Raw genomic sequence first — 26,347 nt, forward strand, 5'->3', positions numbered from 1 at the left:
GGGCGCCCGAGTTACTAATTAATCAAGCTTTAATATCTTGCCTGAAGAGGGTCAGGTCAAGAGGGAGATCCACGTCGTAGAGAAGCTCGTCCACGTGGTTGAGCGCGTGCCGGACGGCGCCGAGCACGACGGCCTGGTCGGCGAGGGTGGAGATCTCCAGCGCGGGCGGTTCGAGGCAGAGCGGGTCCAGGTGCCGGCGCAGCGGCTCCATGAGCACGTCGCCCGAGCGCGAGACGCCGCCGCCGACCACCACCAGGTCGGGGTCCACGGTGAGCACGATGGCGGCGATGCCCTCGGCCAGGTCGTGCGCGTACTGCTCGACCGCCCAGCGGGCGGCGGGGTCGCCCTCCCTGGCCGCGGCGAAGACCAGCCCGGCCACCTCCTCCGGCGCGGCGCCGGGGGCGAAGCGCGCCAGGTGGTCGGGGGCGCGGTGCCAGCCGACCAGGTGCAGCGCGCCGATCTCGCCCGCCATGCCGCGCCCGCCGCGGTGCAGCTCGCCGCGTACCAGGATGCCGGCGCCGGTGCGCACGCCCGACAGCACGAACACCACGTCGTCCACCTCGCGGGCCACTCCGGCCCACCGTTCGGCCAGGGCGGCCAGGTTGCAGTCGTTCTCCACCAGGACCCGGCAGGGGTAGTCGCGGCCCACCTCGGCCGCCAGGTCCAGGCCCGTCCACTCGGGCAGCCCCACGCACAGGCGGACCGTCCCGGACGGGCTCACCACGCCGGTGGTGCCCACGGCCACCGACAGCACCTGGTCGGCGGTGACGCCGGCCTCCGCCAGCGCGGCCGCCATCGTCGCGCGGACGGCCGCCAGCCGCTCGGCCCGGCCGTAGTCGGCCTGCACGCGGGTGAAGCCGAGGCCGACGGGGTCGCCCTCCAGGTCGGTCACCTGGGCGCGGACGCTGGATGAGCCGATGTCGACGCCGACGACGTAACCGGTCGTGGCCCGGAACCGGTAGAGGCGGGCCGGCCTGCCCATCTGGCCCGCCTCGGGGGCGACCTCCTCCAGCCATCCGTGCCCGTGCAGCTCCTCGACCAGGCCCTCCACGGTCGGCCTGGACAGCCCGGCACGGCGGGCCAGGTCGGTGAGCGGGACGACGCCCGCCGCGCGGATCGCCCGCAGCGTCGCGATCATGTTGATCCGCCGCAAGCGATGTGCGTCGCTTCCTTGGAGCGCGACCTTCCGCATGGACCCCCCTTGACAGTGCTGCCTGGCGACCAATACAAACAGGGACTAATAAAAACAGCTTTAATTACTAAGTGGCAAACCGGAAGGACATCGATGTCGGAACCCGTCGTCACGCTCGCCGTCGCGGGCGCGGGGCTGCGGAGCACGCTGTACGCCCGCCGGGCCCTGACGACCGGCCGCGCGAGGGTCGTGGCGGTCGCCGAGCCTGATCCGCGACGCCGCGCCGCCTTCGCCGCCGAGCACGGCATCGCGCCGGGCAACGTCTTCGCCGACTGGGCCGACCTCGTCGCGGCCGGCAGGCTGGCCGACGCCATGATCATCGGCACCCAGGACCGGATGCACGCCGAGCCCGCGGTCGCCGCGGCCGACCTCGGCTACCACATCCTGCTGGAGAAGCCGATGGCCCCGACCGAGGAGGAGGCCGCGCGCATCGCCGAGGCCGCCGAGCGCAACGGGGTCATGCTGGCCGTCTGCCACGTCATGCGGTACACCGACTACACGCGGGCCCTCAAGTCGCTCCTCGACCGGGGCGCCGTCGGCCAGATCATGAACATCCAGCACCTGGAGCAGGTCGGCTGGTGGCACCAGGCGCACTCCTTCGTCCGCGGGAACTGGCGCAACGAGGCGGAGTCGGCTCCGCTGCTGCTGGCCAAGGCCTGCCACGACCTCGACTGGATGGCCTACGTCAAGGGCAGTCTGCCGCACCGGGTGTCCTCCTTCGGCGATCTCGTCTATTTCCGCGAGGAGCAGGCCCCGGCCGGCGCCACGGCCAACTGCCTCGACTGCCCGGTGGAGGCCACCTGCCCGTACTCGGCCAAGCGGCTCTACCTCGGCTGCCTGGGCGACCCGGACAAGGAGTGGTGGCCGCTGTCGGCGGTCACCGCCGACCACACGGAGCAGGGCGTGCTGACCGCGCTGCGCGAGGGCCCGTACGGCAGGTGCGTGTTCGCCTGCGACAACGACGTGGTCGACAGCCAGGTGGTGAACCTGGAGTTCGCCGACGGCGCCACCGCCTCGCTCACCGTCACCGCCTTCGCCGCCCTGGAGCACCGCAAGACCCGGATCTTCGGCACGCACGGCTCCATCGACGGCGACGGCGTGCGCCTGCGCCTGCACGACTTCCTCACCGACCGGGTCACCGAGATCGACACCAGGACCGGCGCCGGGGCCTCGATGGCCGGCGGCCACGGAGGCGGCGACGACGGCCTGATGGACGCCTTCCTCGACGCCGTGACCAGCGGCGACCCGGCGCTGATCCGGTCCAGCGGCCACGAGAGCCTGGCCACGCACCGCGTGGTCTGGGCGGCCGAGCGCGCCCGCCTGTCCGGCACGGTGATCACTCTCGCCGAGCCCTCCCCCCTTGAAAGGTGACAACCATGACCAACGTCCTCTCCCGGACGGCCGCACTGGTGGCGGTCGGCGCGCTCGCGTTCGGTGTGACCGCGTGCGGCAACAAGAACAGCGGCGCCCCGGCCGGGCAGGCCGAGCAGAAGTCCCTCGTCTACCGCTCCTCCTGGGGCGAGCAGGAGCCGCAGGCCAAGATCTTCAAGGCGATTCTGGACGACTTCGCCAAGCAGAACAACGTCAAGGTGGACGCGAAGTTCGTCGGCCGCAAGGGCACCGAGAACCTGCCCACCGAGATGGCCGCCGGCCAGGGCCCCGACCTGTTCGACGCCGCGACCGACAACCTGCCCGGCTGGCGGGCCCAGAACCTGGCGGCCCCGCTGGACGACCTGCTCACCAAGCAGGTGCCCGGCGAGGGCAAGACCGTCGGCGACGTGCTGCCCGACTCGGTCAGGCAGGCCGCCTCCGACGACAAGGGGATGGGCCTCCTCCCGCACACCGTGATCTCCACCGCCGTCTGGTACGACGCCGCCAAGCGCCCCGAGCTGGCCGCCAACCCGCCGCGCAGCTGGGCGGACCTGATCGCCTTCCTCGACAAGGAGAAGGCCGCCGGCCGGACCGGCATCGGCCAGGACGGCACGATCCCCTTCTACAACGTCTACTGGTTCTACTCGGCCCTGGTCCGCGCCAACGGCGCCGGCAGCCTGCTGGCGCTGTCGAAGGACGCCGCCGCCTGGGACAGGCCCGAGGTGCTGGCCGCCGCCAAGCAGGTCGAGCAGCTCACCAAGGGCGGCTACTTCCAGAAGGACCACATGGCCACGAAGTACCCGGCCGCGCAGGACGACTGGGCGCAGGGCAACTCCGCCCTCAACATCAACGGCACCTGGCTGGCCAGCGAGGTCAAGGCGAAGACCCCGCCCGGCGCCAAGATCCGCTCCTTCCAGCTCCCGGTCGGCGGCAAGGACTCCGTCGAGGTCGGCGCGCTCGGCTGGGGCGTCAACGCCAAGGGCAAGAACGTCGAGACGGCCAAGGAGTTCCTGGCCTTCGCGCTGCAGAGCAAGTACCTGAGCCGCATCTCCACCGAGGCGCTCAACATCCCCTCGCGGCCCGACATCCCCGCCCCCGACTTCCTCGCCGACGTGCAGAAGGCGATCGCCGAGGCGCCCGCCGTGCACAAGACCTACGACACCCTGGCCGCCGACAAGGCGTACTGGGTCGACCTCCTGCTGCCCCTGGACGACCAGCTCCTGGCGGGCAAGATCGACGCCGCCGAGTTCGTCGCGCAGGGCAAGAAGAAGACCGCCGACCACCTCGCGAACAAGGGCTGACATGGCATACGGCTCCCTCGTTGCGGAGACGGCGCTCCCGTCGCGGGATCCGTACCGCGGCAAGATCCTGCGGCCGGCGCGGGAACGGGCCTTCTGGCCCTTCCTGCTGCCCGCGCTCGCGCTCTACACGCTGCTGTTCGTGCTGCCCTCCTTCTACGGCGTGTGGGTCAGCCTGTACCGCTGGGCCGGGCCGGGCGCCGAGATGGAGTGGCGCGGCCTGCGCAACTACCAGGCGCTGCTGCGCAACGACGCGTTCCTGCAGTCGTTCGGCAACACGTTCCTCCTGGCGATCGCGGGCGGCGCGCTGGTCTTCGGGATCACGTTCCTGTCGATGATGGCGCTGCGCCACCTGAAGGGACGGGCCTTCATCCGGTCCGTCGTCTTCCTGCCGATGATCATCTCGGCGATCGCGGTCGGCGCCGCGGTCGGGTTCCTGCTCAACCCCGGCGGCGTCGTCAACCAGGTGCTGGGCTGGGCGGGCATCGACGGGCTCCCCTGGCTCGGCCCCGACCTGGTCTTCCGGTGCGTCATCGGCGGGCTGGTCTGGTCCTCCACCGGCTTCTACATCGCCCTGATGATGTCGGCCGTGGACGGCATCCCGCCCCACCTGTACGAGGACGCGGTGCTCGGCGGCGCGACCAAGTGGGAGCAGTTCCGCCACATCACGCTGCCGCTCACCTGGGACGTGTTCGCGGTCGCCGCCGTGTTGTGGGTGGTCAACAGCCTCAAGGTGTTCGAGATCGTGATCGCCTTCACCACCGGCGGCACGCCCGGCGCCCCGCCGTTGCAGGCCAGGACCGTGGCCGTGCAGCAGTACACGGTGATCACCGGGGGCGGCGTGCCCGAGCTGGGGTCGGGCGCCGCGATGGGCGTCGTGGTGACCCTGATCACCATCGTGCTGATCGTCCTGGTGCGCCGCATCACCCGCCGAGAGAGCGTGGAGCTGTCATGACGACCGTCCCGGTGAGGCGTCCGCTGGCCCGGCTGCTGGGCGATCTGCTGCTGCCCCGGCTGACCGCCGTCGCCCTGTGGGCGTGGGTGGCCTTCAACCTGGCCCTGGTCGCCTGGGTCGGCCTGCAGTCGCTGAAGTCCTCCGGCGAGGTGTGGCTGCACCCGTTCGCGCTGCCCGACTCCCCCGCCTGGGAGAACTACGACTCGGCCTGGCAGGCCGGCCAGTTCTCGATCGCGGCGCTCAACAGCGTCGTGCTGACCGCGCTCGGCTCGTTCCTCATCGTCGCGATCGCGGCGCCCGCCGCCTACGCGCTGTCGCGGTCGTCGCGGCGGATCGCCGGGCCGATCACCGGGTTCTTCGCCGTCGGGCTGAGCATCCCGCTGCAGACCATGGCGATCCCGATCGTGGTGGCCAAGCTGTCGGTCTACACGTTCATGGAGGACTGGGTCACCGGCTGGTGGGACAACCGCATCACGCTGCTGGTGTTCGAGGTCGTCCTGTCGCTGCCGTTCGCGGTGTTCGTCCTGACCGGCTACTTCCGGTCGCTGCCCAGGGAGGTCGAGGAGGCCGCCGAGCTCGACGGCGCCGGGCCGCTGACGGCGTTCGTCCGCGTGATCGCGCCGCTGGCCCGGCCGGGCCTGACCACCGTGCTCGTGCTCAACGTGATCGGCCTGTGGAACTCCACCCTGCTGGTCCTGATCATCACCCCGCTGCCCGAGGAGCGCACGCTGCCGGCGGCCCTGCTCAACCTGTACTCGACCATGCAGTACAGCTCCGACTGGGGCGGCCTGTTCGCCGGGATCGTGATCCTCATCTATCCGATGGTCATCCTCTACATCTGGCTCGGCCGGCGGGTCGTCGAAGGCATGACGGCCGGTATCGGCAAATGACCTGGAAAGGACGCCCGCTCTTGCGCGTCATCGTCACCGCTTTAACGCTGTTCGCCGGACTTCTGGCCGCCACCCCCGCGCAGGCCGCGACCGGCACCACCTACTACGTCGACGCCTCGGCCGGCGACGACGCCGCCGACGGCTCGACCCCGGCCACCGCCTGGCGCAGCCTGGACAAGGCCGGCGAGCTGAGGCTCGGCCCCGGCGACCGGCTGCTGTTCCGGGCCGGGCAGCGCTGGACCGGCCGGCTCACCCTGAGGGGCGCCGGCGCGCCCGGCGCCCCGGCGACGGTCGGCTCCTACGGCCAGGGCGCCAAACCGCTGATCGAGGGCGGCGGGCTGGACGGCGCCGCCGTCACGATCGCCGACGTGCACGACTTCGTCGTGGACGGCCTCCAGGTGACCAACGGCGACGGCCGGGCCGTCTACCGCACCGGCGTCAACCTGTACGCCAAGGACTCCGGCAGGCTGGCGAACGTCACCCTGCGCAACCTCGACATCCACGACGTGGACGGCGCCGGCGGCCACAGCGTCGCCACCGCCGGGCTGCTGATCTCGATCAGGGGCAACCGGACGCCGACCTGGTTCGACCGGCTGGTCATCGAGGACAACGAGATCTCGAAGATCGGCTCCTACGGGATCATCATGTGGTCCACCTGGTCCCGCCGCAACGGCATGACCAGCCTCTACCCGGTCGAGACCGGCATCCCCGACAGCGAGGTGGTCGCCTGGACGCCCAGCACGGGCGTCGCCATCCGCGGCAACCACGTCCATGACGTGACCGGCGGCGGCATCACCCCGATGCACACCAAGGGCGCGCTGGTCGAGGGGAACAAGGTCGAGCGGGCGGTGACCGGCCGGACCAAGCCGACCGGCGGCAACGTCGGCATCTGGTGGCAGGGCAACGACGACCTCGTCGTCCAGCGCAACGAGGTCAGCGGCACCGGGTTCAACGGGCCGGGCTCCGACGGGCACGGCTTCGACTCCGACGCCGACAACAACCGCAGCATCGTGCAGTACAACTACAGCCACCACAACGACGGCGGGTTCTTCATCGCGGTGTCCTTCGCCGGCGCGCCCACCCGCGACACCGTGGTCCGCTACAACGTCAGCGAGAGCGACGGCTACGAGGTGTTCGGGCTGTCCACCGCCACCCACGGCACCGACATCCACAACAACACCGTCTACGCCGACGGCCGGGTGGTGGAGGTCAAGCCGCCGCTGGCCGGGGCCGGCAGGTACCCGCTGGGCAAGGTCGTGCGGATCTACAACGACGCCGCGGGCGTCACGGTGCGCGACAACGTGTTCCTCAACGCGGCCGGCGCCGGGTTCGACGGCAAGAACGGCGCGATCTACGACCACAACCTGTACTGGGGCACGCCGCAGCCGCCGACGGGGCCCGACCACAAGGCGATCGTGGCCGACCCCCGGCTGGCCTCGCCCGGCTCCGGCGGCCTGGACGGCTACCGCCCGCTCGACGGCTCGCCGGTGTTCGACGCGGGCGTGACCCTGCCCGCCCACGGACAGGTGACCGACCTGGCCGGCACGCCCGTCCCGGACGCGGCGCCCGACCTCGGGGCCTACCAGCGGGCCGTCCCGCTCCCCCGGGTGAGCAGCACGTTCACGCCCAAGGGCCATCTGGAGCGGCTGGCCGACCGTGACCCGGACACCTTCTGGCAGAGCGTGCCCAGGCCGCGGTTCCCCGGCGCCGTCGACCTGACCTACGCCGTGCCCCGCACCTTCGGCCGGGTCGAGGTGAGCGGGTCGCCGGACCTCGCGTTCGACGTCCAGACCTCCGAGGACGGCCGCACCTGGCGGACCAGGGCGAGCGGCGCGAAGCAGGCGGTGACGCTGCCCGAGCAGGTCACCACACGCCGGGTGCGGCTGGTCGTCACCGGCGAGGGCCGCTTCCGGATCGGCGAGGTGCGGCTGAGCGTGCCCGCCGCCGCGGAGCCGTACCTGCCGCCCGGCGGCGTGCCGGTGGCCACCTCGTCGTTCGTGTCGGCGTCCGCGCTGGAGAACCTGATCGACGGCGACCCCGGCACGCCGTGGGCCTCGGCCTCGACCGGGGTGACCTTCCCCGGCGACATCACCGTCGACTACCGCGCGCCGCGGACCGTCGCCGAGGTCACCCTGCACACCGCCTGGGCCAAGGGCCAGGGCGTCACGGACGTCTCGCTCCAGACCTGGGACGGCGACTCCTGGGTCACCCGGGTCGACCACCACCTCATCGACTGGCCCTCCAGCAGCGCCACCGTCGAGACCAGCACGATGCGGCTGCCCGCGCCGGTGTCCACCCAGAAGATCCGGCTGATCGTCCACAAGGCGAACCTCGACTGGGGCAACCTCGCCCTCTACGAGATCGTCACCCGCTGACCAGATCAGGAGAATGAAAGCATGACTCAGGTGCTGTCGGGAGCGATGCATTACTTCCGGGTCCTTCCGGAGCAGTGGCGGCAGCGCCTGGCCATGCTGCGGGCCATGGGCCTGGACACCGTCGAGACGTACGTGGCCTGGAACCTGCACGAGCCGCGGCCCGGCCACTTCGACTTCACCGGCCGGGCCGACCTGGGCCGCTTCCTGGACCTGGCGGCCGAGGAGGGGCTGCGGGCGATCGTGCGGCCCGGGCCCTACATCTGCGCGGAGTGGGACAACGGCGGCCTGCCCTGGTGGCTGCTGGCCGACCGGGACGCCCGGCTGCGCTGCCACGACGAGACCTTCCTCGGCCACGTCGGTCGCTTCTTCGACGAGGTGATCCCGATCGTCGCCGCCCGGCAGGTCACCCGCGGCGGCAATGTGAGCATGGTCCAGGTCGAGAACGAGTACGGCTCCTACGGCTCCGACCGGCGCTACCTGGCCTGGCTGGCCGACGGGCTGCGCGAGCGCGGCCTGGACGTCCCGCTGTTCACCTCCGACGGCGCGATCGACCACATGCTCTCCGGCGGCACCCTGCCGGGCGTGCGGGCGACGGTGAACTTCGGCTCCGACCCCGAATGCTCCTTCGCCGAGCTGGCCCGCTTCCGGCCCGAGGACCCGCCGGCGTGCATGGAGTTCTGGAACGGCTGGTTCGACCACTGGGGCGACACCCACACCACCCGGGACGCCGCCGAGGTGGCCGGCATCCTGGAACGCATGCTCGCCGCGGGCGCGTCGGTCAACCTCTACATGGCCCACGGCGGCACCAACTTCGGCACCTGGGCCGGCGCCAACCTGGGCGGCGACCTGCAGGACGGGGAGTACCAGCCGACCGTCACCTCCTACGACTACGACGCCCCGATCGACGAGCGGGGCGCCCCGACCGAGAAGTTCTGGGCCTTCAGGAAGGTGCTGGCCGCCCACCGGGAGGGCCAGGTGCCCGAGCCGGAGCCGCTGCCGCCGACGCTGCCGCCCGGCGCCGTCGAGCTGACGCAGTCGTTGCGGCTGTTCGACGCGCTGCCGCCGGTCGCGGGCCGCTCGGCGCGCCCGCCGACGTTCGAGGAGCTCGGGCTGGCCCACGGCCTGGTGCTGTACCGGGCCACCGTGCACGGGCCGCGGGGTCCGTACGAGCTGCACGTCGACGGCCTGGCCGACCGGGCCCACCTGTTCGTGGACGGAGAGCCGGTGGCGGTGCTCGAACGCGACCGGCTGACCGGCGTGCCCGTCGCGGTGCCCGGCCCGTCGGCGGTGGTGGAGCTGCTGGTCGAGTCGATGGGCCGGGTCAACTACGGCCCCCGGCTGGGCGACCGCAAGGGCATCGTCGGCGGCGTGCGGCACGAGCGGCAGTACGTGCACGACTGGGAGGCCGTGCCCATCCCGCTGGACGACGTGTCCGGGCTGCCGTGGGGCCGGACGGGCGCGACGACCGGGCCGGTCTTCCACCGCGGCACGCTCACCGTGGCCGAGCCGCGCGACGCCTACCTGGCCCTGCCCGGCTGGACCAAGGGGTACGTCTGGGTCAACGGGTTCTGCCTGGGCCGCTACTGGGACCGGGGCCCCCAGCGCACCCTCTACCTGCCCTGGCCGCTGCTGCGCGCGGGCGGCAACGAGCTCGTCGTCCTCGAACTGGACGGCTGCCATGAGCCGGTCGTGGAGATCCGGGAGGAGGCCGGCCTTGGGTAACCCGTGCCCGGTCGTCGTGCCGCGCCTGCAGCAGTGGGACGGCGGCGCCGGCGTGCTCCCCCGGGCCGCGCTGGCCAGGGTCGTGAGCGACGAGGCCGCCCTGCGTGACCGGCTCGTCCGGGAGATCGGGCAGGTCACCGGCCTGACCCTGACCGCGGCCCGCGGACCGGCGGGCGCCGGTGACGTCGTCCTGACCCTCGACCCGGCGCTCACGTGCGAGGCGGGCGGCGCCCGCTTCGCCGAGGAGGGCTACCTGCTCGCCGTCACCGGCGAGCAGGTGCGGATCTCCGCGCCCACGCCCACCGGCCTGTTCTACGGCACGCGCAGCCTGCTGCAGATCCTGCGCACCACCGCCGGCCTGCCGGTGGGCGCCGCCGCCGACTGGCCCGACTACCCGGTGCGCGGCTTCATGCTGGACGTGGGCCGCCGCTTCTTCACGCCGGGCTTCATCCGCGAGCAGCTGGCCGTCATGGGCTGGTTCAAGCTCAACGAGCTGCAGCTGCACCTCAACGACAACGGCTTCCTGGCCCCGGACGGAACCTGGTCGCAGGTGCAGGCGGGCTTCCGCCTGGTGCCGGAGGATCCCGCGCTGGCCGGGCTGGCCTCGGCCGACGGCGCCTACGACCGGGCCGACTGGGACTCCTTCGAGGAGGCGGCGGCGGCCGAAGGCGTCACCCTCGTGCCCGAGATCGACGCGCCCGCCCACTCGCTGGCGTTCGTCCGGTTCCGTCCCTCGCTGGGGCTGGGGGACGACCATCTGGACCTGTCGAAGCCGGAGTCCACGCAGTTCGTCAAGGACGTGTTCACCGAGTTCGTCCCCTGGTTCCGCGGCCCGCACGCGCACTTCGGGGCCGACGAGTACCTGGCCGACGAGCCGCGCTACCGGGAGTTCTTCAACGCGATGGCGGCCCACCTGCGGGCGCTGGGCAAACGTCCGCGCGCGTGGGGCAGCCTGACCAGGATGGCGGGCGGCGTCCCCGAGGGCTACGACCGGGACGTGGTGATCAACTGCTGGGCCACCGTCTGGTACGGCCCGCACGAGGCCGCACGGGACGGCTACTCCTTCGTCAACACCAGCGACTCCCTGCTCTACATCGTCCCGGCCGCCACCTACTACCACCCCGACGGCCTGGACGGCGAGTACCTGTACGACCACTGGGCGCCGCACGTCTTCCCCGACGGCCAGAGCGTGGCCCCCGGCGATCCGCGGCTGCTGGGCGCCATGTCGGCGGTGTGGAACGACATCACCGCGGCGCCCTACACCGAGGACGACGTGCGCGACCTGGTCGAGCCCACCTTCGCCGTGCTGGCCCAGAAGATGTGGAGCGGCGCGGGCGGCCTGCCGTACCGCGCCTTCATGGACGCCGTGCGGGAGGCCGGCGGGCCGGTGGGCGCGTAGTTCCGTCATTGGCGGAGGGCGGGCACGATGCGCCAGTCGCGCTGGAAGACCAGGTTGTGCAGGTCGGCGGCGGCGATGGCGCGCAGGACGGGGACGAGCTCCGCGGCCTGCTCGGCGTCCGTGACGTTGAGCGGCCACTCCCCCACGGTGGCGCCCCGCAGGTGCGGATGGTGGAACCCGGCGCCGTAGTGGGCGGTCAGGGCGATCGGCGCGAGGCCCGCCGCCCGCTGCGCCGGCCACGACAGCGTCCAGGCGGCGAAGCTGCCGCCCGCGGCGTCGGCCCGCGTGCCGGTGGCCTCGACGGCGCCGCCGCCCAGCAGGAGGTGCCGGTCGAACTCGGCCAGCACCCGGCGGGCCGGCGCGTCGAGGAGTTCGACGGCCCGCCGGAAGGCGTCCTGCTTGCCCCGGCGGGTGACGTGCCCGGAGTGGGTGCCGTCGCGCAGGTCGGCGAAGTGGCGGACGAGCGCCTCAAGGGGGGCAGGGGGAACATTCATCGGTGGTCCTCTCGATGGTGGGACGGGCCCGGCCCGCGCAGGGCCCGCGCGAGCAGCCGGAGAAGGGGACGGCCGGGACGCAGCACGTCGCCGTGCACGGCGCCCGGCGGGCGCAGCAGCCGTGCCGGGACGCCGTCGGCGCGCAGCCGTCGCGCGTAGGACTCGACGTCGTCGTGCACGGGGTCGTCGCGGCCGACGGCGAGGACGGCGGGGGCCACCCCGGCCAGGGTGGGCGCCTCCCAGTGCGTGGTGTACAGGCGGGTGCCGTCGGCGTCGCGGACGGCGGCCGGCCGGTCGCCGCGCCAGGCGCGCCAGGCCCGGCGCAGCGGCTCGGCCTGCGGGAACGCCGACGGCGAGCGGTGGTAGGACGCGCCGGCGCAGGCGGGGTCGAACGGCGGGTAGGCCAGCACCTGGGCGGCCAGCGGCAGTCCGCGGTCCCGGGCGGCCAGGGCGGCGACGGCGGCGAGCGTGCCGCCCGCGCTGTCGCCGCCCACCGCGAGCGGGATCCCGGCCGCCCGGCCGTGGGCCCAGCCGAGGGCGGCGAGGACGTCCTGCACGGCGGCGGGGTGGCGGTGGCGCGGCGCGAGCCGGTAGTCGACGCTGATCACCGTCCAGCCGGACCAGGCGGCCAGGGCCGCGGTGGCGTCGTGCCAGCCGGCGGCCGAGCCGCGCTGCCAGCTCCCGCCGTGCGCCCAGACCAGCAGCCCGGCGGGCGGCGGGCCGTGCGGCCGATGGATGCGGACCGGCACGGGAGGCGAGCCGGGAAGGACGAGAGGTGACCACGACGGCTCCCGGCGTCCGCCGGTCACGGCGATCACCGCGCCACTGGGCTGAGGATCCATGATGTGCTCCGCGACGAGAGAGGGCGGGCGGGTCAGGCGGGCGGGTCAGGCGTGCGCGCGGTCGCGCCGGCCGCGCAGGAAGATCGCCGCGACCAGGACGCCGAGCAGGACGAGTGCCGCGTTGACCGCGATCGCGACGGTGACGCCGTGCAGGACGGCCGCGCCGGTCACGGCCCCGGCCGTGGCGGCGGTGACGATGGCGGACATGATGGGCGTGCCCATGGTGATGCCGATCTGCTGGGACATCGAGGCCAGCCCGGTGGCCAGGCCCTGCTCACGGTCGGGCAGGCCGGTGGTGGCGGTGACCATGAAGCCGACGATGACCAGCATGTTCCCCACGCCGCCCAGGAAGGTGGCGGGCAGCAGCAGCCCCATCGAGCCCGAGGTGCCGCCGAGGAGCAGCAGCGCGCCGGTGCTGACCGCCTGCAGCAGCCCGCCGCCGACCAGGACGGCCACGGTCGAGGTGCGGGCGATCGCCTTCGGGGCGAGCAGGCCGCCGGCCACGGTGCCGAGGCCCAGCACGCCGAACGACAGCCCGGCGGCCAGGGCGGTGAAGCCGAGGGTCTTCTGCAGGTAGAGGGTGAGCAGGTACACCAGGGACGTCTCGGTGACGAAGGCCAGCAGGCCGAGCAGGTTGCCCCAGGCCACGGTCGGCTTGCGCAGGACGTGCAGCGGCACGAGCGGCGCGGCGGCCCGCCGTTCGACCAGGAAGAACAGGCCGAGCAGGACGACGCCGGCCAGCAGCCCGGCCAGGGCGAGCGGGTGGGTCCAGCCGTGCTCGCCGGCCTGCGTCAGGCCGTAGACGACGCCGAGCAGCCCGAGGGTCACGCTGAGCGCGCCGGGCAGGTCGAGCTTGGGACGGCCGGCGGGCCGCGACTCGGCGATGACGGCGGGCGCGACGAGGAGCACGGCGAGGGCGACGGGCACGTTGACGAAGAACGCCCAGCGCCAGGAGAGCAGGTCGGTCAGGACGCCGCCGAGCACGGCCCCCGCGGTGAACCCGGCGGACATGAGGGCTCCGTTGAGGCCGAGCGCCTTCTGCCGCAGCGGCCCTTCGGGGAAGGACGTGGTGAGCAGCGCGAGCCCGGCCGGGGTGGCGGCGGCCGTCGCCAGCCCCTGGGCGATGCGGGCCACGATGAGGACGTCGGGGGTGGGGGCGAGCCCGCCGGCGAGCGAGGCCGCGCCGAGCAGCGCCAGGCTGCCGAGGAAGATGCGCTTGCGGCCGACCAGGTCGCCGATGCGGCCGAAGAAGAGGGTGAAGCCGGCCGCGCACAGGGCGAAGGCGGTGGCGATCCATTGGAGGCCGGACAGGGAGAAGCCGAGGTCGTCGCCGATGGCGGGCAGGGCCACGTTCAGGATCGAGAAGTCGACGGCCAGCATGAACTGGGCGACCAGGAGCACGGCGAGGACGAGGCGCAGGCGGCCGGTCAGGCGCCGGGGCGGAGCCTGGGCGGCGGAGGCGGGCAGGGGTGTGGTGGTGGTCATGGCAGGGCTTTCTCTCGGGCGTGCCGGTCGGCATGCCGCCGCAAACGGGTCTTTAGTTCCGTTAAGATGAGAGAACAGTAGCACCAGGATCGACGTTAAGGGAACTAGGGTTCCGATAAGGGTTCGAACGAGGAGGAGTCCGTATGGCCGCCGTCCCACCGCCGGGTGCCGTCCGTCCTGGTGGGCGTACCGCCCGCGTCCGCGAGGCCGTGCTGCGGGCGGCCGGCGACACCCTGGCCGAGAAGGGCTTCGCCGGGCTCGACCTGGCTGACATCGCCCGCCTCGCGGAGGTCGGCAAGACCACCGTCTACCGCCGCTGGGGCACGCCCGGCGCGCTCGCCGCCGACCTCCTCAAGGACATGGCGGAGACCTCGCTGCCCCGCGCCCGCAACGGCGACGTGCAGGCGGACCTGCGCGACAACGCCCGCCTGGTGGTGAGGACCCTCACCGACCCCCGCCAGGGACGCCTGTTCAAGGCGCTGATCGCCGCCTCGCTCTGCGACGGGGAGGCCGCCCGGGCGCTGCACCGCTTCTACGCCGTCCGCATCGAGGAGTGGGCCGGCTGCGTCACCGACGCGATCGGGCGCGGCGAGCTGCCGCCCGGCACCGACCCGCGCCGGGTGATCGCCGCCGTGTCCGCGCCCCTGTACTACGCCCTGCTCAACACCGGGGAGCCCCTCGACGAGGCCGCCGCCGACCGGGCCGCCGCGGCGGCGCTGGCCGCGGCCCGCGCCGGAGCCCTGTGACGGCGTCCCGGGGGGCCCGTCAGATCTTGAGCTCGGCGTAGACGGTGTCGAGGTAGCCGGCGAAGTCCGCGGTGTACTCCCGGTACCGCCGCCGCCAGCGCTCCAGGTCGGCGGCCGACACCGAGGAGCCGAGCACGTCCGTCAGGTGGGCGATGAGGAAGGCGTCGTCCTGGCCCGCCTCGAACCGCACCCGGCTCTCGACGATCTCGAACCTGCGCATGAGGTCGAGGCGGAGCAACTGGTAGAGGAAGGACTCGGCGGCGAACCTGAGTGACTCCGGCATCTCCTTGGAGATCGACTGCGGGCCGTGGTACCAGGAGAGGTAGATGGCGTCGTCGAAGATCTCGAACCGGTAGGTCGCGGTGTCCTCGATGTAGGCCAGGTCCACCGGGCAGATGTGGCGGTAGTCGAACAGCGCGACCGTGCTCATGATGAGCTCCTCGCGCAGCTCCTCCGACAGGGTGGAGTTGTCCTTGCCCGCCAGCCTGGTCCAGTTGGTCCGGTCGGTGGCGCGGCGCGAGATGGCCAGCTTGTCGCCGGGGTTGAGCATCGCGACCCGGACCTGCTGGGGGAAGTGGCGGGACCGGGTCAGCCGGGCCGAGACGTAGCGGGCGCTCGGGCCGCAGAAGGCGTAGAACCCGGTGGCCTCCAGGCTCGCCGTCATGTCCTTGTTGAAGGCGTCCCCGTACGTGCCGTCCACCGGGTCGAAGGACGGGTAGACGGCCGTCGGCATGAAGCCCTTGTGCATCGAGGCCACCTCGGTGCGCAGGCCCGTGGCCAGGTCGTCCAGGTGCTGGCCGATGTTCTCCTCCATGCTGCGCTGCTGCACCTGCGAGCTCAGGACGGAGAACACCACGGCGAAGGCCACGGACGCGATCAGGTTGAGGCCGATCGAGGAGAGCACCGCCGCCGTGGTGAGTTTCGGGTCGAACCACACCATGAGCACCGCGACCAGCAGCGTCACCGCGCAGGAGAGGCCGAACGCGTACCAGGTCAGGGTGTTGCGAAGCTTGCGCGGGGGCGTAGGCATGCAGAGATCTCGCTTCGTCGCCGAGTGTCGCCACGATCCCCGATCGCCTCCCATGCTAACCGCGCCGGCAGCGCGGCGCGGGGCACCCGGAAGGCGCGACGGCCGAATATGATCATCCGCATCGGCCGCGTGCAGAACCCTCGGGGCCGAATGTGCAGATCGTGCTCCTGACGCAGGGGGCGGGCGCCTGTGCGATCCGGGAGTCAGCACGCCGGTTCGCGGTAGCGGGAGCAGTGCAGTTCAGAAGCGGCGCCCGTGAGCCCGGCGGACCCACGGGCGGAGGGGGTCAGGCGGCGTACGTCTCGAACTCGGCGACCTTCGGGACGCCGGTCGCGCCGGTGATCCTGAAGGTGATCTTGCTCAGCGAGACCGGGGAGAACGTGATCGCGCCCGCCCCGGTGCCGGACTTCAGCACCGCGCCGGTGCCGCCGTTGACGACCTGCCAGGACCCGATGGTCCCCGCCGAGCCGGACGCCTCGCGGATGACGATCACGGACACCGTCCTGGCGGAGCTCCACTTGATCGAGATGTCACCGGTCGTGCCGTTCGGCGACCAGTACGTGCTCAGGTCGCCGTCGCGGACGTTGCCGTAGCTCGTGCCGTCGGCCTTGCTGGAGCCGTCGGAGCCGGCGCCGATGCTGAGGTTCGTCCCGCCGGGGGTGGGGCCGGTCGTCGGGGTGGTCGTCGGCGTCGCGGACGGCGTGGGGCCGGTGGGGGTGGCCGTGGGGGTCGTCGGCGTGCAGCTGCCGTCCGACACTTGCAGGCCCTTGCCCGCGCCCGCGGTCCGGCGGACGACGTCCGGCACGCAGTTCGCCGGGTCGAGGCTGTAGGAGTAGGGGATGGAGACGGTGGTGGTGGAGCGCGGGTCGGGGCCTGCCGGGTGGTTCTCGGCGCCGGGCGCGGACCAGGTCACGTTGTCGAAGACGTTGCCGGCGACCTGCCAGTAGCCCATCTCGTCGGTGTAGAAGGTGCCGAGGACGTCCTTGGAGTCCTCGAAGTAGTTGTTCTCCACCTTGGCGCGCGCCCCGGCCCGGGAGTTGATGCCGGACTTGTTCAGGCTCACGTAGTGGTTGTCGAACATGTGCGCGACGCCGCCGCGCAGCAGTGGCGCACGGGAGTCGATGTTCTCGTACAGGTTGTGGTGGAAGGTGATGTAGCTGTTCGACAGGTCGCTCTCGCTCGACCCGATCAGCCCGCCGCGCCCCGAGTTGCGCAGGACGCTGTAGGACAGGGTGACGTACTGGGTGTTGTCCTTCATGTCGAACAGGCCGTCGAAGCCCTCGTCCTCGCCGCCCGAGGCCTCCAGGGTGACGTGGTCGACCCAGACGTTGCGCACGTCGCTCTCCATGGAGATGGCGTCGCCGCCGTTGGAGGTGGGGGAGCCCGACTTCTTGACGTTCCTGACGGTCACGTTCTGGACGATGATGTTGCTGGACTCGCGGATGTGGATGCCGAGCTGGTCGAAGACGGCGCCGCCGCCGACCCCGACGATCGTGACGTTGCTGATCTGCTTGAGCTCGATCAGGCCGCTGTTGGTGTTGCAGCTCGGGCCCGACACCTTGGTCGTGTTGCCGTGGTTGATGGTGCCCTCGACCTGGATGACGATCGGGGTGGAGCTGCTGGCCCTGCTGCACAGGGCCTGGTGGATCGCGGTGCCCGTGGTGGCGCGTACCGTGGACCCGCCGGCGCCGCCGGTGGTGCCGCCGTTGCCGGTCGCGAAGCCGGTGGCGCCGCCCGCGGCCGCCGACGCCTGGAACGCCGGTAGCGCCACGCCGACCAGGCCCAGGCCCACGACGGCCGCTGTGGCCAGCGCCGTGTTGAGCCGCCATGCGATCGCTCGTCTCATCGTCATCTCTCCTTCAGGTGCTCGAAGCGGTCGAACAGGCGGGCAAGCGCTTTCCGGAGAGTTGGGCAGAGTTAAGCACGCGCCGCCATGCCTGTAAAGAGGCGACCGCGCGAGCCCGCAGCCGTGAAAGTTACATCGGACAAATCCGACATCCGGACAAGGGCCTGAAGCCCGGGAAAACGTCCGGACCTGCGCCTCATCTCCACGCGCCACGTCACACTGCATGCTCTTCTGCGACATCGCTGCGCGCGTTTGCAGCCTTCGAGGTCTCGCGCCTTTTCTCCCCGTCGAAGCGTGTGCTTGACTCGCAGCAAACGGACGGAAAGCGCTTACCGGAGAATTCGCGCCAACCTCCCGAACGGAATTCGACGTGCCCAACGACAACAACCATCTCGGCCGCAGACGGCGGTCGTCCTGGCCGTGCTGACCGTCGGCGGCCTGGTGGCCGGGTTCAACGCCCCGGCCGTGGCGGCCCCGTCCACGGGCGACGGCCGCTGGCCCTCCCGCTCCTGAGCGCCTCGCCTCGGAGCCGGCGAAGGTGGCCCCGCTCAAGCACCGTCAGGCTCCCTGCGGGCCGTGCCCCTTCCGGCGCGACGCCCCCCCGGAGCCTTCACAACGGAGCAGTTCGACACCATGCCATGCGTGCCATCTGCCATGGACACGCTGAACCGGACGACCCGCTGCGAGCCTGGCCCGCGCAGGCGTGTCCGCCTGACGAGCGCCCGCCTCCCCGCCGGCCTGCACCCCTGCACGGGGTGGCCCTGGTACCCGAGGTGCCGGGGGCGGGGATCTCCGACGACGTCGACCGGGCACCCCACCGGGATCGCGGCCAGTGGTGATCGGCTCTCCGAGAGTTTCGGGAGTCGCCCACGCGGCCGCCCGCGGGTGCGTACCTTCAGGGCCGTGACCAGCCTGCCCGCACCCCAGCACGCCCCCGTCAACTCACCGGTCGACCCGGTCGCTGACGTCGGTGACGACGTCGACCGGGTCGAGCGGCGGTCGACGTCAGCGTCCGGGAGAGCGGGCAGACTGGTCACGGCCAGGATGGCGGTCGGCGCGGTTCAGCACTTGGTAGGCGGGTAACGCTGCGGTCCGTGCGCCGCACCCCGCCCAACTCCTTGCGGGTGACCTGCTCGTCCTTGGGCACCGTTCTCACGGACGGGCAGGCACAACGATCAGATGCCGAGCTCGGCCGAGGCCAGCTCTGTGCCCTCCAGCCGGGCCCGGATCTTGGCGAACGCCGTCTCCCGTGAGGTGGAGGTGTCGTCGGCGAACGGCGCGAACCCGCAGTCATCACAGGTGCCCAGCCGGTCGGCGGGCAGGTGGCGGGCGGCCCTCAGGACGCGGTCGCGGACCTCCTCGGCGGTCTCGACACGCGGGTCCACCGGGTCGATCACCCCAACGAAGATCCGCGCACCGGCGGGCAGGTGTTCGGCGGCGACCGCCAGGACCTTGTCCGGGTCGGCCTCGCTGGCCAGTTGGAGGTAGAAGTTACCCGCGTTGAGCCGGAACAGCTTGGGCAGCAGGGCCGCGTAGTCGACGTCGAGGCTGTGGGTGGAGTCCTGGTCGCCGCCGGGGCAGGTGTGCACCCCGATGCGCGCGCGTTCTGCGTCGGTGAAGCGCTCCAGCACGCTGTTGTTGAACGCGACGAACTCGTCCAGCACCCCGCCGCTCGGGTCGAGCTTGAGCGAGAGCCGGCCTTCGGTGAAGTCGAGTTGCACCACGTGCGCCCCGGCCTCCAGGCAGCCGCGGATGTCGGCCTCGGCCTGGTCGGCCAGGTCGGCCAGGAACGCCTCGCGCGGGTAGCCGTCGATGCCCTCGGCCGGGTAGAGCAGGCTCAGCGCCGACGGCGCGATGACGGCCTGCTTGACCGGCACGCTCGCGTGGCGCTGGGCGGCGCGCAGGTAGCGCTCGGCGTGGACCTGGTAGCGGAACGGTCCGGCCGTCAGCCGGGGCAACTGCCGCTGGTGCCCGTCGGCGAAGGGGATCACCACGCCGTCCGGGACGAGCCCGTCGAGCCCGGCGATCGGGTAGGTGGCGAAGCTGGGCTTGGCCTGCTCGCCGTCGGTGACCACCGGCGAACCCAGCTCCTGGAGACGGTGGACGGTATCACGGACGGCCTGGTCCTGGGCCTCGGCCAGCGCGGACGCTCCCTCGGCCGGTTGGGAGGCTGCGATGGCCAGCAGGGCAGGCGGGCGGGGGATGCTGCCGATAGGCTCGGTGGGGAGTGACATGACGACAGCGTAGATAACGATGCGTATCTGATCAATCGCTTCCCGTGCGTGCGGTCGCCCGCTTGGCGGACCGCGGGTTGAGACTGGTAGGAGTCGTTGATCAAGTGGTCTGTATTCGGACCCGTCGGGCTGAGGGTGCCGGATCCAGTTACGACGAACCAGCCCCTCTCTTCCCCGCTTGGGCTGGGGGCCAGTTCGGCACGCTGGGTGCTCGCCCGTCGACGACCGGCGCCGCTACGTCGAAGTGCAGGCAGGGCCGGCACAACGACGGTCCACCTGGCCCCGGTCACGACCGTCGACGGCTGGCGACTGGAGCACACCACTTGGCGGCAGGGTCGGCGCCGACTGCCTCACCAGCAGGTCAGGTCAGGGTTGGGAGTGGGTCCGCAGGGTCCTTGGTTGCCGCCGCCGTCGGCGACCGTGCCCGGGGGCGCCCAGATCAGATAACCGGCGTTGCCGGTGCCGATGTTGTTCCGCAAGGTGACCGGCGGGGTGACGGCCAGGCGCGACGTCAGGTGGATGCCGCCCTGGACCACCTGCCCCTGCCGGTCGACGAGACCACTGGGGTTGTGGCCGTTGCCGACGAACACGTTGTCGGAGACGGGATCAGGACCGGCCCGGTTGCTCCCGTACGAGTTCTCCACGAGGATGCCGACCGTCTTGTTGCCGTTGAACACGTTCCTGCGGACGATGACGTGCTTCAGCATGGAGCTGGAGTGCAGGCCGATGTCGTTGCCCGTGAACATGTTGTACTCGATGGTGTTCGCGTCCTGCGGCAGGAAGGTCTCGCCCGCGCTGATGCCGGCGGTGGGCGAGTTTCTGAAGACGTTGGCCTGCACGAGGTTGCGGCGGCTGTCGTTGGACAGGCCCATGGGGAAGGCGTCGAAGACGTTGCCGGTGAAGACGCCCCGGTCGGTGGCGCTGACGGTGAGGCTTCCGCCGGTCAGGGCGCTGTTGCGGATCGTCGAGCCGGAGCTGCGCACCAGGACGGTCTGCCCGGTCAACGTGCACCGGTCGACCGTGAGCAGCCCGTCGACCAGCCGCAGACCGGACATCAGGCAGGCGTCCTTGCGGGTGCCGGTGAAGGTGACCGTGCCCGGCCAGGCGTCGACGGGGGCGAGCAGCCGTACGTCGGTGGCGGTGAGGGTGGAGCCGCCGTAGTCGGCGTAGATCCCGTAGGTGAAGCCGGTGATCGTGCCGTTGCGGACGGTGGTACCCCGCCGGCCGGTGACCGACAGCCCCTTGCCGGTGCCCGAGCCGGTGATCGTGTGGCCGTCGAGGTCGAGGTCGACGTTGTCGGCCCCGATGGTCAGGGCGCCGCCCGGACAGGTCAGGTCGGCGGTGAGCGTGGTGTTGGTGGTCAGGACGTCACCGCAGGCCACCGCAGAGGTGGTCGCCTCCGCGGGGTTCGCCGACAGCAGGGTGGCCGATAAGAGGAGCAGGCACGCGGCCGCCCCGCGCGCGATCGCCACCTTGGGTGCTCCGGGCATGATGATCTCCTGTCAGTCCATGGAACAGGGAGTCGTGATCAGAAGCATGCGCGAGATGATCCATGCGGAGGAGTCACTCGATCGCGACCGGCGAGTGGGAAAAGTGTGACCGCCGCAGATGTAACGAAGGGGCGCTGTGCGCCGTGAGCCGTCGCAAGACAACAGTTCCGTAGCCCTCAGCTGACGGCCGCCCAGTCCGTTGACCGCGACCTGGCGTCCCCGAGCTCTCCATGCCTGGAGCTGCCCGAGCCGCCAGCCCCGACGCCCTCGCCGCACCTGCTCGGCACCTGGTGGCCCAGGCCGGCCCACCAGGCCCAGCAGCTCCTGGCCGAGGACATTCCGCTTGAGCTGGCCCCGGTCGCCGACACCTACGCCTGACCGCTTCCCTGCCAACCGCCGACCGCGCCGAAATCGTTGCCCACCGGCTCGACATGGAACCACAAGCCTTCCGCCGCCTGCTGAACACCTACACGCTGGCCGGCGCCGAGGGGGTGCACGTCACCCTGCATCCGCACCCCGGCGACCCCGAGGTCCTCCAGCAGGCCACCGCAGCGATCACGTCGCTGCGCCCCGACTCGGGCGCTGCGCTGACCGTCGCCGACAACCGCGTCACCGACCCCGCGGCCGACATCGAGATCCACCGCGGGAGCAACGGCCGCTGGTACCCCTTCGCTTCGTCCGGGCACGAACGACAGCTCACCGCTCTCCACGCCCGCGCCCGTCCACGACGATGACGGCCCCGGCCGGCCGGGCCTGCACATCCAGCCTGCCGGCCATCGTGTGCCTCAGCCACTCCGGACTCGGTCCCGACCTGGAGCAAGGCATCGCCGCGTACATGTTGTTCGAGGGCGGCGGCTACGCCGTCTTCGACGACCGCGACGAGAGCGCGAGCGAGGAGGCTGACATCCTCGGCGCCGTCGAGGACGGGTTCATCGACGCCGCGGGCAGCGGCGCCGCCATCGTGACCGCCGAGAAGAACGCGCCGATGTGCCTGACGGTCAAGGCGTTCGACCGTGCCCCGCCGCTGCGGCTCGCCGGCTGGGACCGGGTGGTCGAGGTGGGCATCGTCAGCCGCAGCGGCCGCCTGGTGGTGCCGGCCTGTCCCAAGGGCGGCGACAGCGGGGCGACCGGGCCGCTGCCGAACCTGGCCGTCGCCGGTCCTGGCCGCTACCGCCTGCGCGTCCACGCCCGCACGGCGTCCTGGGACGAGGACGACCCCGACACGCCGCTGGAGGAGCACCTGATCGTGGTCTGTCCCGGCCGCTCGACGGAGAAGGTCGTCCACCGCCCGCGCGGCTGAACCCGGGACGTCTACACCCCCGTCGCTGTGTCGCAATCGCGACATGGCAGACAAACGGCACGGGTGACACCTGGCGCGCCGTGTGTCCGATCACCCACTCTCGTACGCACTAGTTGTTGCTACGAGAGGTTTCACCCCCATGCACTGGTCCGCCCATGTGACGGTGGCAGGAGTCACCACCGCCGCCCTGTTGAGCTCCCCGTTATCGTCGGCCTCGGCCGCGGCCGAGCCCGCCGGCGGGAGCGTCCACCGCGTCACGCTGATCACCGGGGACGTGGTGACCGTCAGGCAGGCCGAGCCGGGCAGGCAGGCGGTGGAGGTGAAGCCGGGGCCGGGCCGGGCGCGGATGGCGTTCAGCACCACCGAGGAGAACGGCGAGCTGCGCGTCCTGCCCAAGGACGTCGTGCCCCTCCTGGCGGCCAAGCGGCTGGACCCGGCCCTGTTCTCGGTCACCCGGCTGATCGCCCAGGGGTACGACGACGCCAGGACGGACAAGCTGCCGCTGCTGTTCCTCTACGACGGCGCCGCGCCGAAGAGCGCGTCCGCGCCCGAGCTGGAGAGCGTCAACGGCCGGGTGGTCGCCGCCGACAAACGCACGATCGGCGGGTTGTGGAAGTCGCTCGACGGGCAGCGGGCCACGCTGTCGCAGGGCGTGTCGAAGATCTGGCTGGACGCCAAGGTCAAGGCCACCCTCGACCACAGCGTGCCGCAGGTGGGCGCGCCGGAGGCGTGGCAGGCCGGGTTCGACGGCAAGGGCGTCAAAGTCGCCGTGCTGGACACCGGCGTCGACGCCACCCACCCCGACCTTGCCGGACGCGTCAAGCAGAGCAAGGTGTTCACCGGCGAGCCGAGCGTCCGGGACGGCAACGGGCACGGCACCCACGTCGCCTCCACCATCGCCGGCGGCGACGGCAGGAAGGGCGTGGCCCCCGGCGCCGAGCTGCTGGTCGGCAAGGTGCTCGGCGACGACGGCTCGGGCACCCTGTCCGGCGTCATCGAGGGCATGGAGTGGGCCGCCGCCGAGGGCGCGTCGGTGATCAGCATGAGCCTCGGCGGCGGCGCGACCGACGGCACCGACCCGCTCAGCGAGGCCGTGAACACCCTCACCGAGCGCACCGGCGCCCTGTTCGTGGTCGCGGCGGGCAACGACGGCGGGACGTACTCGATCAACACGCCCGGCGCGGCGACCTCGGCGCTGACCGTCGGCGCGGTCGACGGCAAGGACGCGCTCGCGGAGTTCTCCAGCCGCGGCCCGCGCCTGGACGACGCCCCCAAGCCCGACCTGACCGCCCCCGGCGTGGCCATCGTCGCGGCCCGCGCGGCGGGCACCAGCATGGGCGAGCCGGTGGACGAGCGCTACACGGCCGCGTCCGGCACCTCGATGGCCACGCCGCACGTGGCCGGGGCCGCCGCGATCGTCAAGCAGCGCCACCCCTCCTGGACGGCCAGGCAGATCAAGGACGCGCTGATCGGCTCGGCCAAGCCCATCCCCGGCCAGCAGATCGACGACGCCGGCGCCGGCCGCCTGGACGTGGCCCGCGCGGTGCGCCAGGGCGTGACCGCGACCGGCGTGGTCGACCTCGGCAAGCACCAGCAGGACCAGGGCCAGACCACGGCCGAGGGGACCATCACCTACGCCAACGGCACGGCCGCCCCCGTCACGCTGGCGCTGGCCGCAACCCTCGACAAGGCCGAGCTCAGCGCCCGGTCCGTGACGGTCCCGGCGGGCGGCACCGCCGACGTCAAGGTCACGGTGGACCTGGCGGGGCTCTCCTTCGGCCGGTACGGCGGGCTGGTCACCGCCACCGCGGGCACGGAGCAGGTGCACACCACGCTGGCGCTGACCTGGAAGGGACCGCAGCACAAGGTCCACTTCACCGCCGTGGACGCCGCGGGCCGGCCGACCGGCGCCGACACGCTGTCGATGTTCGGCGCGTCGCAGCAGGACGACCTGTTCACCTGGCTGCCCCCGGAAGGGCTGACCGTGGAGGTGTCCGAGGGCACCTACATGACGCAGTCGCTCAACCTGGGCGGCGGCTGGGGCCGCATGCACCCGCGGGACGGCATGGTCGTCATCCCCGAGCTCAAGGTCGACCGCGACCTGGACGTGGTGCTCGACTTCCGCAGGACCACCCCGGTGACCATCAGGACCAGGGAACCCGCCGAGCAGGTGGGCATCTACACCTACTTCACCCATCGCGCGTTCGGCTCGCGCAAGATCTCCCAGGGCGTCATGAACTTCGACGTCATCGAGGGGCTCAACGTCTCGCCGACCGAGCCCGTGCGGGACGGCTCGTTCGAGTTCGCCTCGCGCTGGCAGCTCGTCGCGCCGAAGCTCACCGTCCGCGTGCCGGGCTCGGGCGAGCCGTACCGGATGGGGTTCCTGGGCGGGTCGCCGGGCGTGGACGGGCGGCACCTGTGGCGGCTCGCCGAAGGCGCGGCCGGGTCCAAGGGCAAGGCCGCGGTCATCCGCAGCGAGGACGTCGACTGGTCCGACCCGTCCGGGGCGGCGATCAAGGCGGGCGCGGTCGCCGTGATCCTGGTGCTGGCCCCCGACGAGGCGTTCGACCACGGCTGGCGGCCGGTCGGCGCCAACCTGCCGATCCCGGCGCTGGTGGTCGCCGGCGACGACGGGCAGCGGATGCTGGAGCGCATGCGGAAGGGCAACGCCAAACTGGAGGTCACGGGCCAGATGGACTCGCCCTACCTCTACGACGTCATGCAGGTCTCCGACGGCCGGGTGCCGGACAAGATCGTGCACGAGGTGACCGACGGCAACACCGCCCGGGTCACCACGTCCTATGCCGACAACGGCGGCTTCGGCTGGGCCAAGGAGCAGCGCTTCGGCTGGCGTCCCTGGCAGTCGTACGCGCTGGGCCAGCAGATGGAGACCCAGCGGATCGTCAGGACCCCGCTGCGCCGCACCGAGTACGTCAGCGCCAACGGCTCCTACTGGCAGCACCTCGTCAACCACCAGTACGTCTGGGACGAGATGGGCCGGCTGCTCGACGGCGTGACCGAGCTGCCGCGCACCTACCAGCCCGGCACGCGGATCAGCGAGAGCTGGCACGCCCCGGTGGTCCGTCCGGCGATCCCCGGCTGGCTCAAGCCGTCCACCCGGGAGGGCGACACGATGGAGATCCGCGTCCCGGAGTTCGTGGACTCCTCCGGGCACGTCTCCCGCGCGGGCGTCGACAACGACGCCGTTTCGGCCCGGTTCTTCCGCGACGGCACGCTGGTGGCCGAGCGCGACGCCGCCTGGGGCGCGTTCCCCGCGGCGCCGCAGGAGGCCGCCTACCGGCTGGAGCTGTCCACCAGGCGCACCTCGGAGGAGTGGACCACGGCCACCGCGACCGAGACGGCCTGGACGTTCCGCTCCAAGCCGGGCGACCGGGTGCTGCCGCTGTTGCAGGTCGACTATGACGTACGCCCGGAGCGTCCCGGTCTGTTGGGCTTCGCCGTACGGCATCAGGAGGGCGTGACCGGGGCCCGCGCGAAGGACCTGAAGCTGGAGCTGTCCTACGACGACGGCGCGACGTGGCGGCGGCAGCCGGTGATCCCGCTCGGCGGCGGCCGCTACGACGCGATCGTCCTGCGCCCGCACCCGTCGCTGCGGGTCACCGCCACCGACTCGGCCGGCAACGCCGTCCAGCAGACGGTGATCAGGGCCTACTGACC

Annotated in this window: 19 protein-coding genes; 11 read left to right on the forward strand and 8 right to left on the reverse strand. The window is 72.1% G+C overall.

Annotation, left to right across the window (positions count from 1 at the left end; all coding sequences use genetic code 11):
* Positions 1–22 precede the first annotated feature (22 nt).
* A complete protein-coding gene (locus tag ACIBST_RS37560) occupies positions 23–1,153 on the reverse strand; it encodes an ROK family protein (RefSeq protein WP_397178324.1) in 1,131 nt (376 codons plus the stop codon).
* A 132-nt stretch (positions 1,154–1,285) separates the two neighbouring features.
* On the opposite strand from ACIBST_RS37560, the gene ACIBST_RS37565 reads away from it, so the two are divergent.
* From ACIBST_RS37565 to ACIBST_RS37595, 7 genes are read left to right on the forward strand one after another with little or no spacing between them, the layout of a single operon-like run.
* Entirely contained in the window at positions 1,286–2,563 is a 1,278-nt protein-coding gene (locus ACIBST_RS37565; RefSeq protein WP_397178325.1) for a Gfo/Idh/MocA family protein, read from the forward strand.
* Between the two features lie 5 nt (positions 2,564–2,568).
* Positions 2,569–3,864 carry an ABC transporter substrate-binding protein gene (locus ACIBST_RS37570; RefSeq protein WP_397178326.1) on the forward strand — a complete coding sequence of 432 codons (1,296 nt, stop codon included), beginning with the start codon at positions 2,569–2,571 and terminating at the stop codon, positions 3,862–3,864.
* 1 nt (position 3,865) lies between these two features.
* A complete protein-coding gene (locus ACIBST_RS37575) occupies positions 3,866–4,816 on the forward strand; it encodes a carbohydrate ABC transporter permease (RefSeq protein ID WP_397178327.1) in 951 nt (316 codons plus the stop codon).
* Positions 4,813–5,706: a carbohydrate ABC transporter permease gene (locus ACIBST_RS37580; protein ID WP_397178328.1), complete on the forward strand. Its 894-nt coding sequence runs from the start codon at positions 4,813–4,815 to the stop codon at positions 5,704–5,706. The genes ACIBST_RS37575 and ACIBST_RS37580 overlap by 4 nt, the downstream gene beginning before the upstream one ends.
* A 20-nt stretch (positions 5,707–5,726) precedes the next feature.
* A complete protein-coding gene (locus ACIBST_RS37585) occupies positions 5,727–8,081 on the forward strand; it encodes a discoidin domain-containing protein (protein ID WP_397178329.1) in 2,355 nt (784 codons plus the stop codon).
* Between the two features lie 21 nt (positions 8,082–8,102).
* Positions 8,103–9,803 (forward strand): beta-galactosidase family protein, encoded by a 1,701-nt coding sequence (locus ACIBST_RS37590; protein ID WP_397178330.1) that lies wholly within the window; start codon positions 8,103–8,105, stop codon positions 9,801–9,803.
* Entirely contained in the window at positions 9,796–11,202 is a 1,407-nt protein-coding gene (locus tag ACIBST_RS37595) for a family 20 glycosylhydrolase (RefSeq protein ID WP_397178331.1), read from the forward strand. Before ACIBST_RS37590 ends, ACIBST_RS37595 begins: the two co-directional genes overlap by 8 nt.
* Before the next feature lie 5 nt (positions 11,203–11,207).
* Here ACIBST_RS37595 and ACIBST_RS37600 read toward each other — a convergent pair whose 3' ends face one another.
* From ACIBST_RS37600 to ACIBST_RS37610, 3 genes are read right to left on the reverse strand one after another with little or no spacing between them, the layout of a single operon-like run.
* On the reverse strand, positions 11,208–11,696 hold the full coding sequence (locus ACIBST_RS37600; protein ID WP_397178332.1) for a hypothetical protein: 489 nt from the start codon (positions 11,694–11,696) through the stop codon (positions 11,208–11,210).
* On the reverse strand, positions 11,693–12,538 hold the full coding sequence (locus ACIBST_RS37605) for an alpha/beta hydrolase (RefSeq protein WP_397178333.1): 846 nt from the start codon (positions 12,536–12,538) through the stop codon (positions 11,693–11,695). Before ACIBST_RS37605 ends, ACIBST_RS37600 begins: the two co-directional genes overlap by 4 nt.
* A gap of 45 nt (positions 12,539–12,583) precedes the next feature.
* Positions 12,584–14,023, reverse strand: coding sequence for an MFS transporter (locus tag ACIBST_RS37610; RefSeq protein ID WP_397178334.1), 1,440 nt, complete (start codon positions 14,021–14,023; stop codon positions 12,584–12,586).
* A gap of 143 nt (positions 14,024–14,166) precedes the next feature.
* On the opposite strand from ACIBST_RS37610, the gene ACIBST_RS37615 reads away from it, so the two are divergent.
* Positions 14,167–14,769 (forward strand): TetR/AcrR family transcriptional regulator C-terminal ligand-binding domain-containing protein, encoded by a 603-nt coding sequence (locus ACIBST_RS37615; RefSeq protein WP_397178335.1) that lies wholly within the window; start codon positions 14,167–14,169, stop codon positions 14,767–14,769.
* A gap of 19 nt (positions 14,770–14,788) precedes the next feature.
* Here the strand turns inward: ACIBST_RS37615 and ACIBST_RS37620 are convergent, their stop codons facing one another.
* From ACIBST_RS37620 to ACIBST_RS37635, 4 genes are all read right to left on the reverse strand, one after another.
* A complete protein-coding gene (locus ACIBST_RS37620; protein WP_397178336.1) occupies positions 14,789–15,799 on the reverse strand; it encodes a hypothetical protein in 1,011 nt (336 codons plus the stop codon).
* Between the two features lie 286 nt (positions 15,800–16,085).
* Positions 16,086–17,645 carry a polysaccharide lyase family 1 protein gene (locus ACIBST_RS37625; RefSeq protein ID WP_397178337.1) on the reverse strand — a complete coding sequence of 520 codons (1,560 nt, stop codon included), beginning with the start codon at positions 17,643–17,645 and terminating at the stop codon, positions 16,086–16,088.
* A 1,175-nt stretch (positions 17,646–18,820) separates the two neighbouring features.
* Positions 18,821–19,879 (reverse strand): cobalamin-independent methionine synthase II family protein, encoded by a 1,059-nt coding sequence (locus tag ACIBST_RS37630; protein WP_397178338.1) that lies wholly within the window; start codon positions 19,877–19,879, stop codon positions 18,821–18,823.
* A 350-nt stretch (positions 19,880–20,229) separates the two neighbouring features.
* The gene (locus ACIBST_RS37635) at positions 20,230–21,369 is read right to left on the reverse strand and encodes a right-handed parallel beta-helix repeat-containing protein (protein ID WP_397178339.1); all 1,140 of its coding nucleotides are present in this window, start codon (positions 21,367–21,369) and stop codon (positions 20,230–20,232) included.
* A gap of 431 nt (positions 21,370–21,800) precedes the next feature.
* On the opposite strand from ACIBST_RS37635, the gene ACIBST_RS37640 reads away from it, so the two are divergent.
* From ACIBST_RS37640 to ACIBST_RS37650, 3 genes are all read left to right on the forward strand, one after another.
* On the forward strand, positions 21,801–22,103 hold the full coding sequence (locus ACIBST_RS37640) for a hypothetical protein (RefSeq protein ID WP_397178340.1): 303 nt from the start codon (positions 21,801–21,803) through the stop codon (positions 22,101–22,103).
* Positions 22,100–22,669, forward strand: coding sequence for a hypothetical protein (locus tag ACIBST_RS37645; RefSeq protein WP_397178341.1), 570 nt, complete (start codon positions 22,100–22,102; stop codon positions 22,667–22,669). Before ACIBST_RS37640 ends, ACIBST_RS37645 begins: the two co-directional genes overlap by 4 nt.
* A 190-nt stretch (positions 22,670–22,859) precedes the next feature.
* The gene (locus ACIBST_RS37650) at positions 22,860–26,345 is read left to right on the forward strand and encodes a S8 family peptidase (protein WP_397178342.1); all 3,486 of its coding nucleotides are present in this window, start codon (positions 22,860–22,862) and stop codon (positions 26,343–26,345) included.
* Positions 26,346–26,347: the final 2 nt, after the last annotated feature.

The organism is Nonomuraea sp. NPDC049684 (genome assembly GCF_044465345.1).
Taxonomy (GTDB): domain Bacteria; phylum Actinomycetota; class Actinomycetes; order Streptosporangiales; family Streptosporangiaceae; genus Nonomuraea.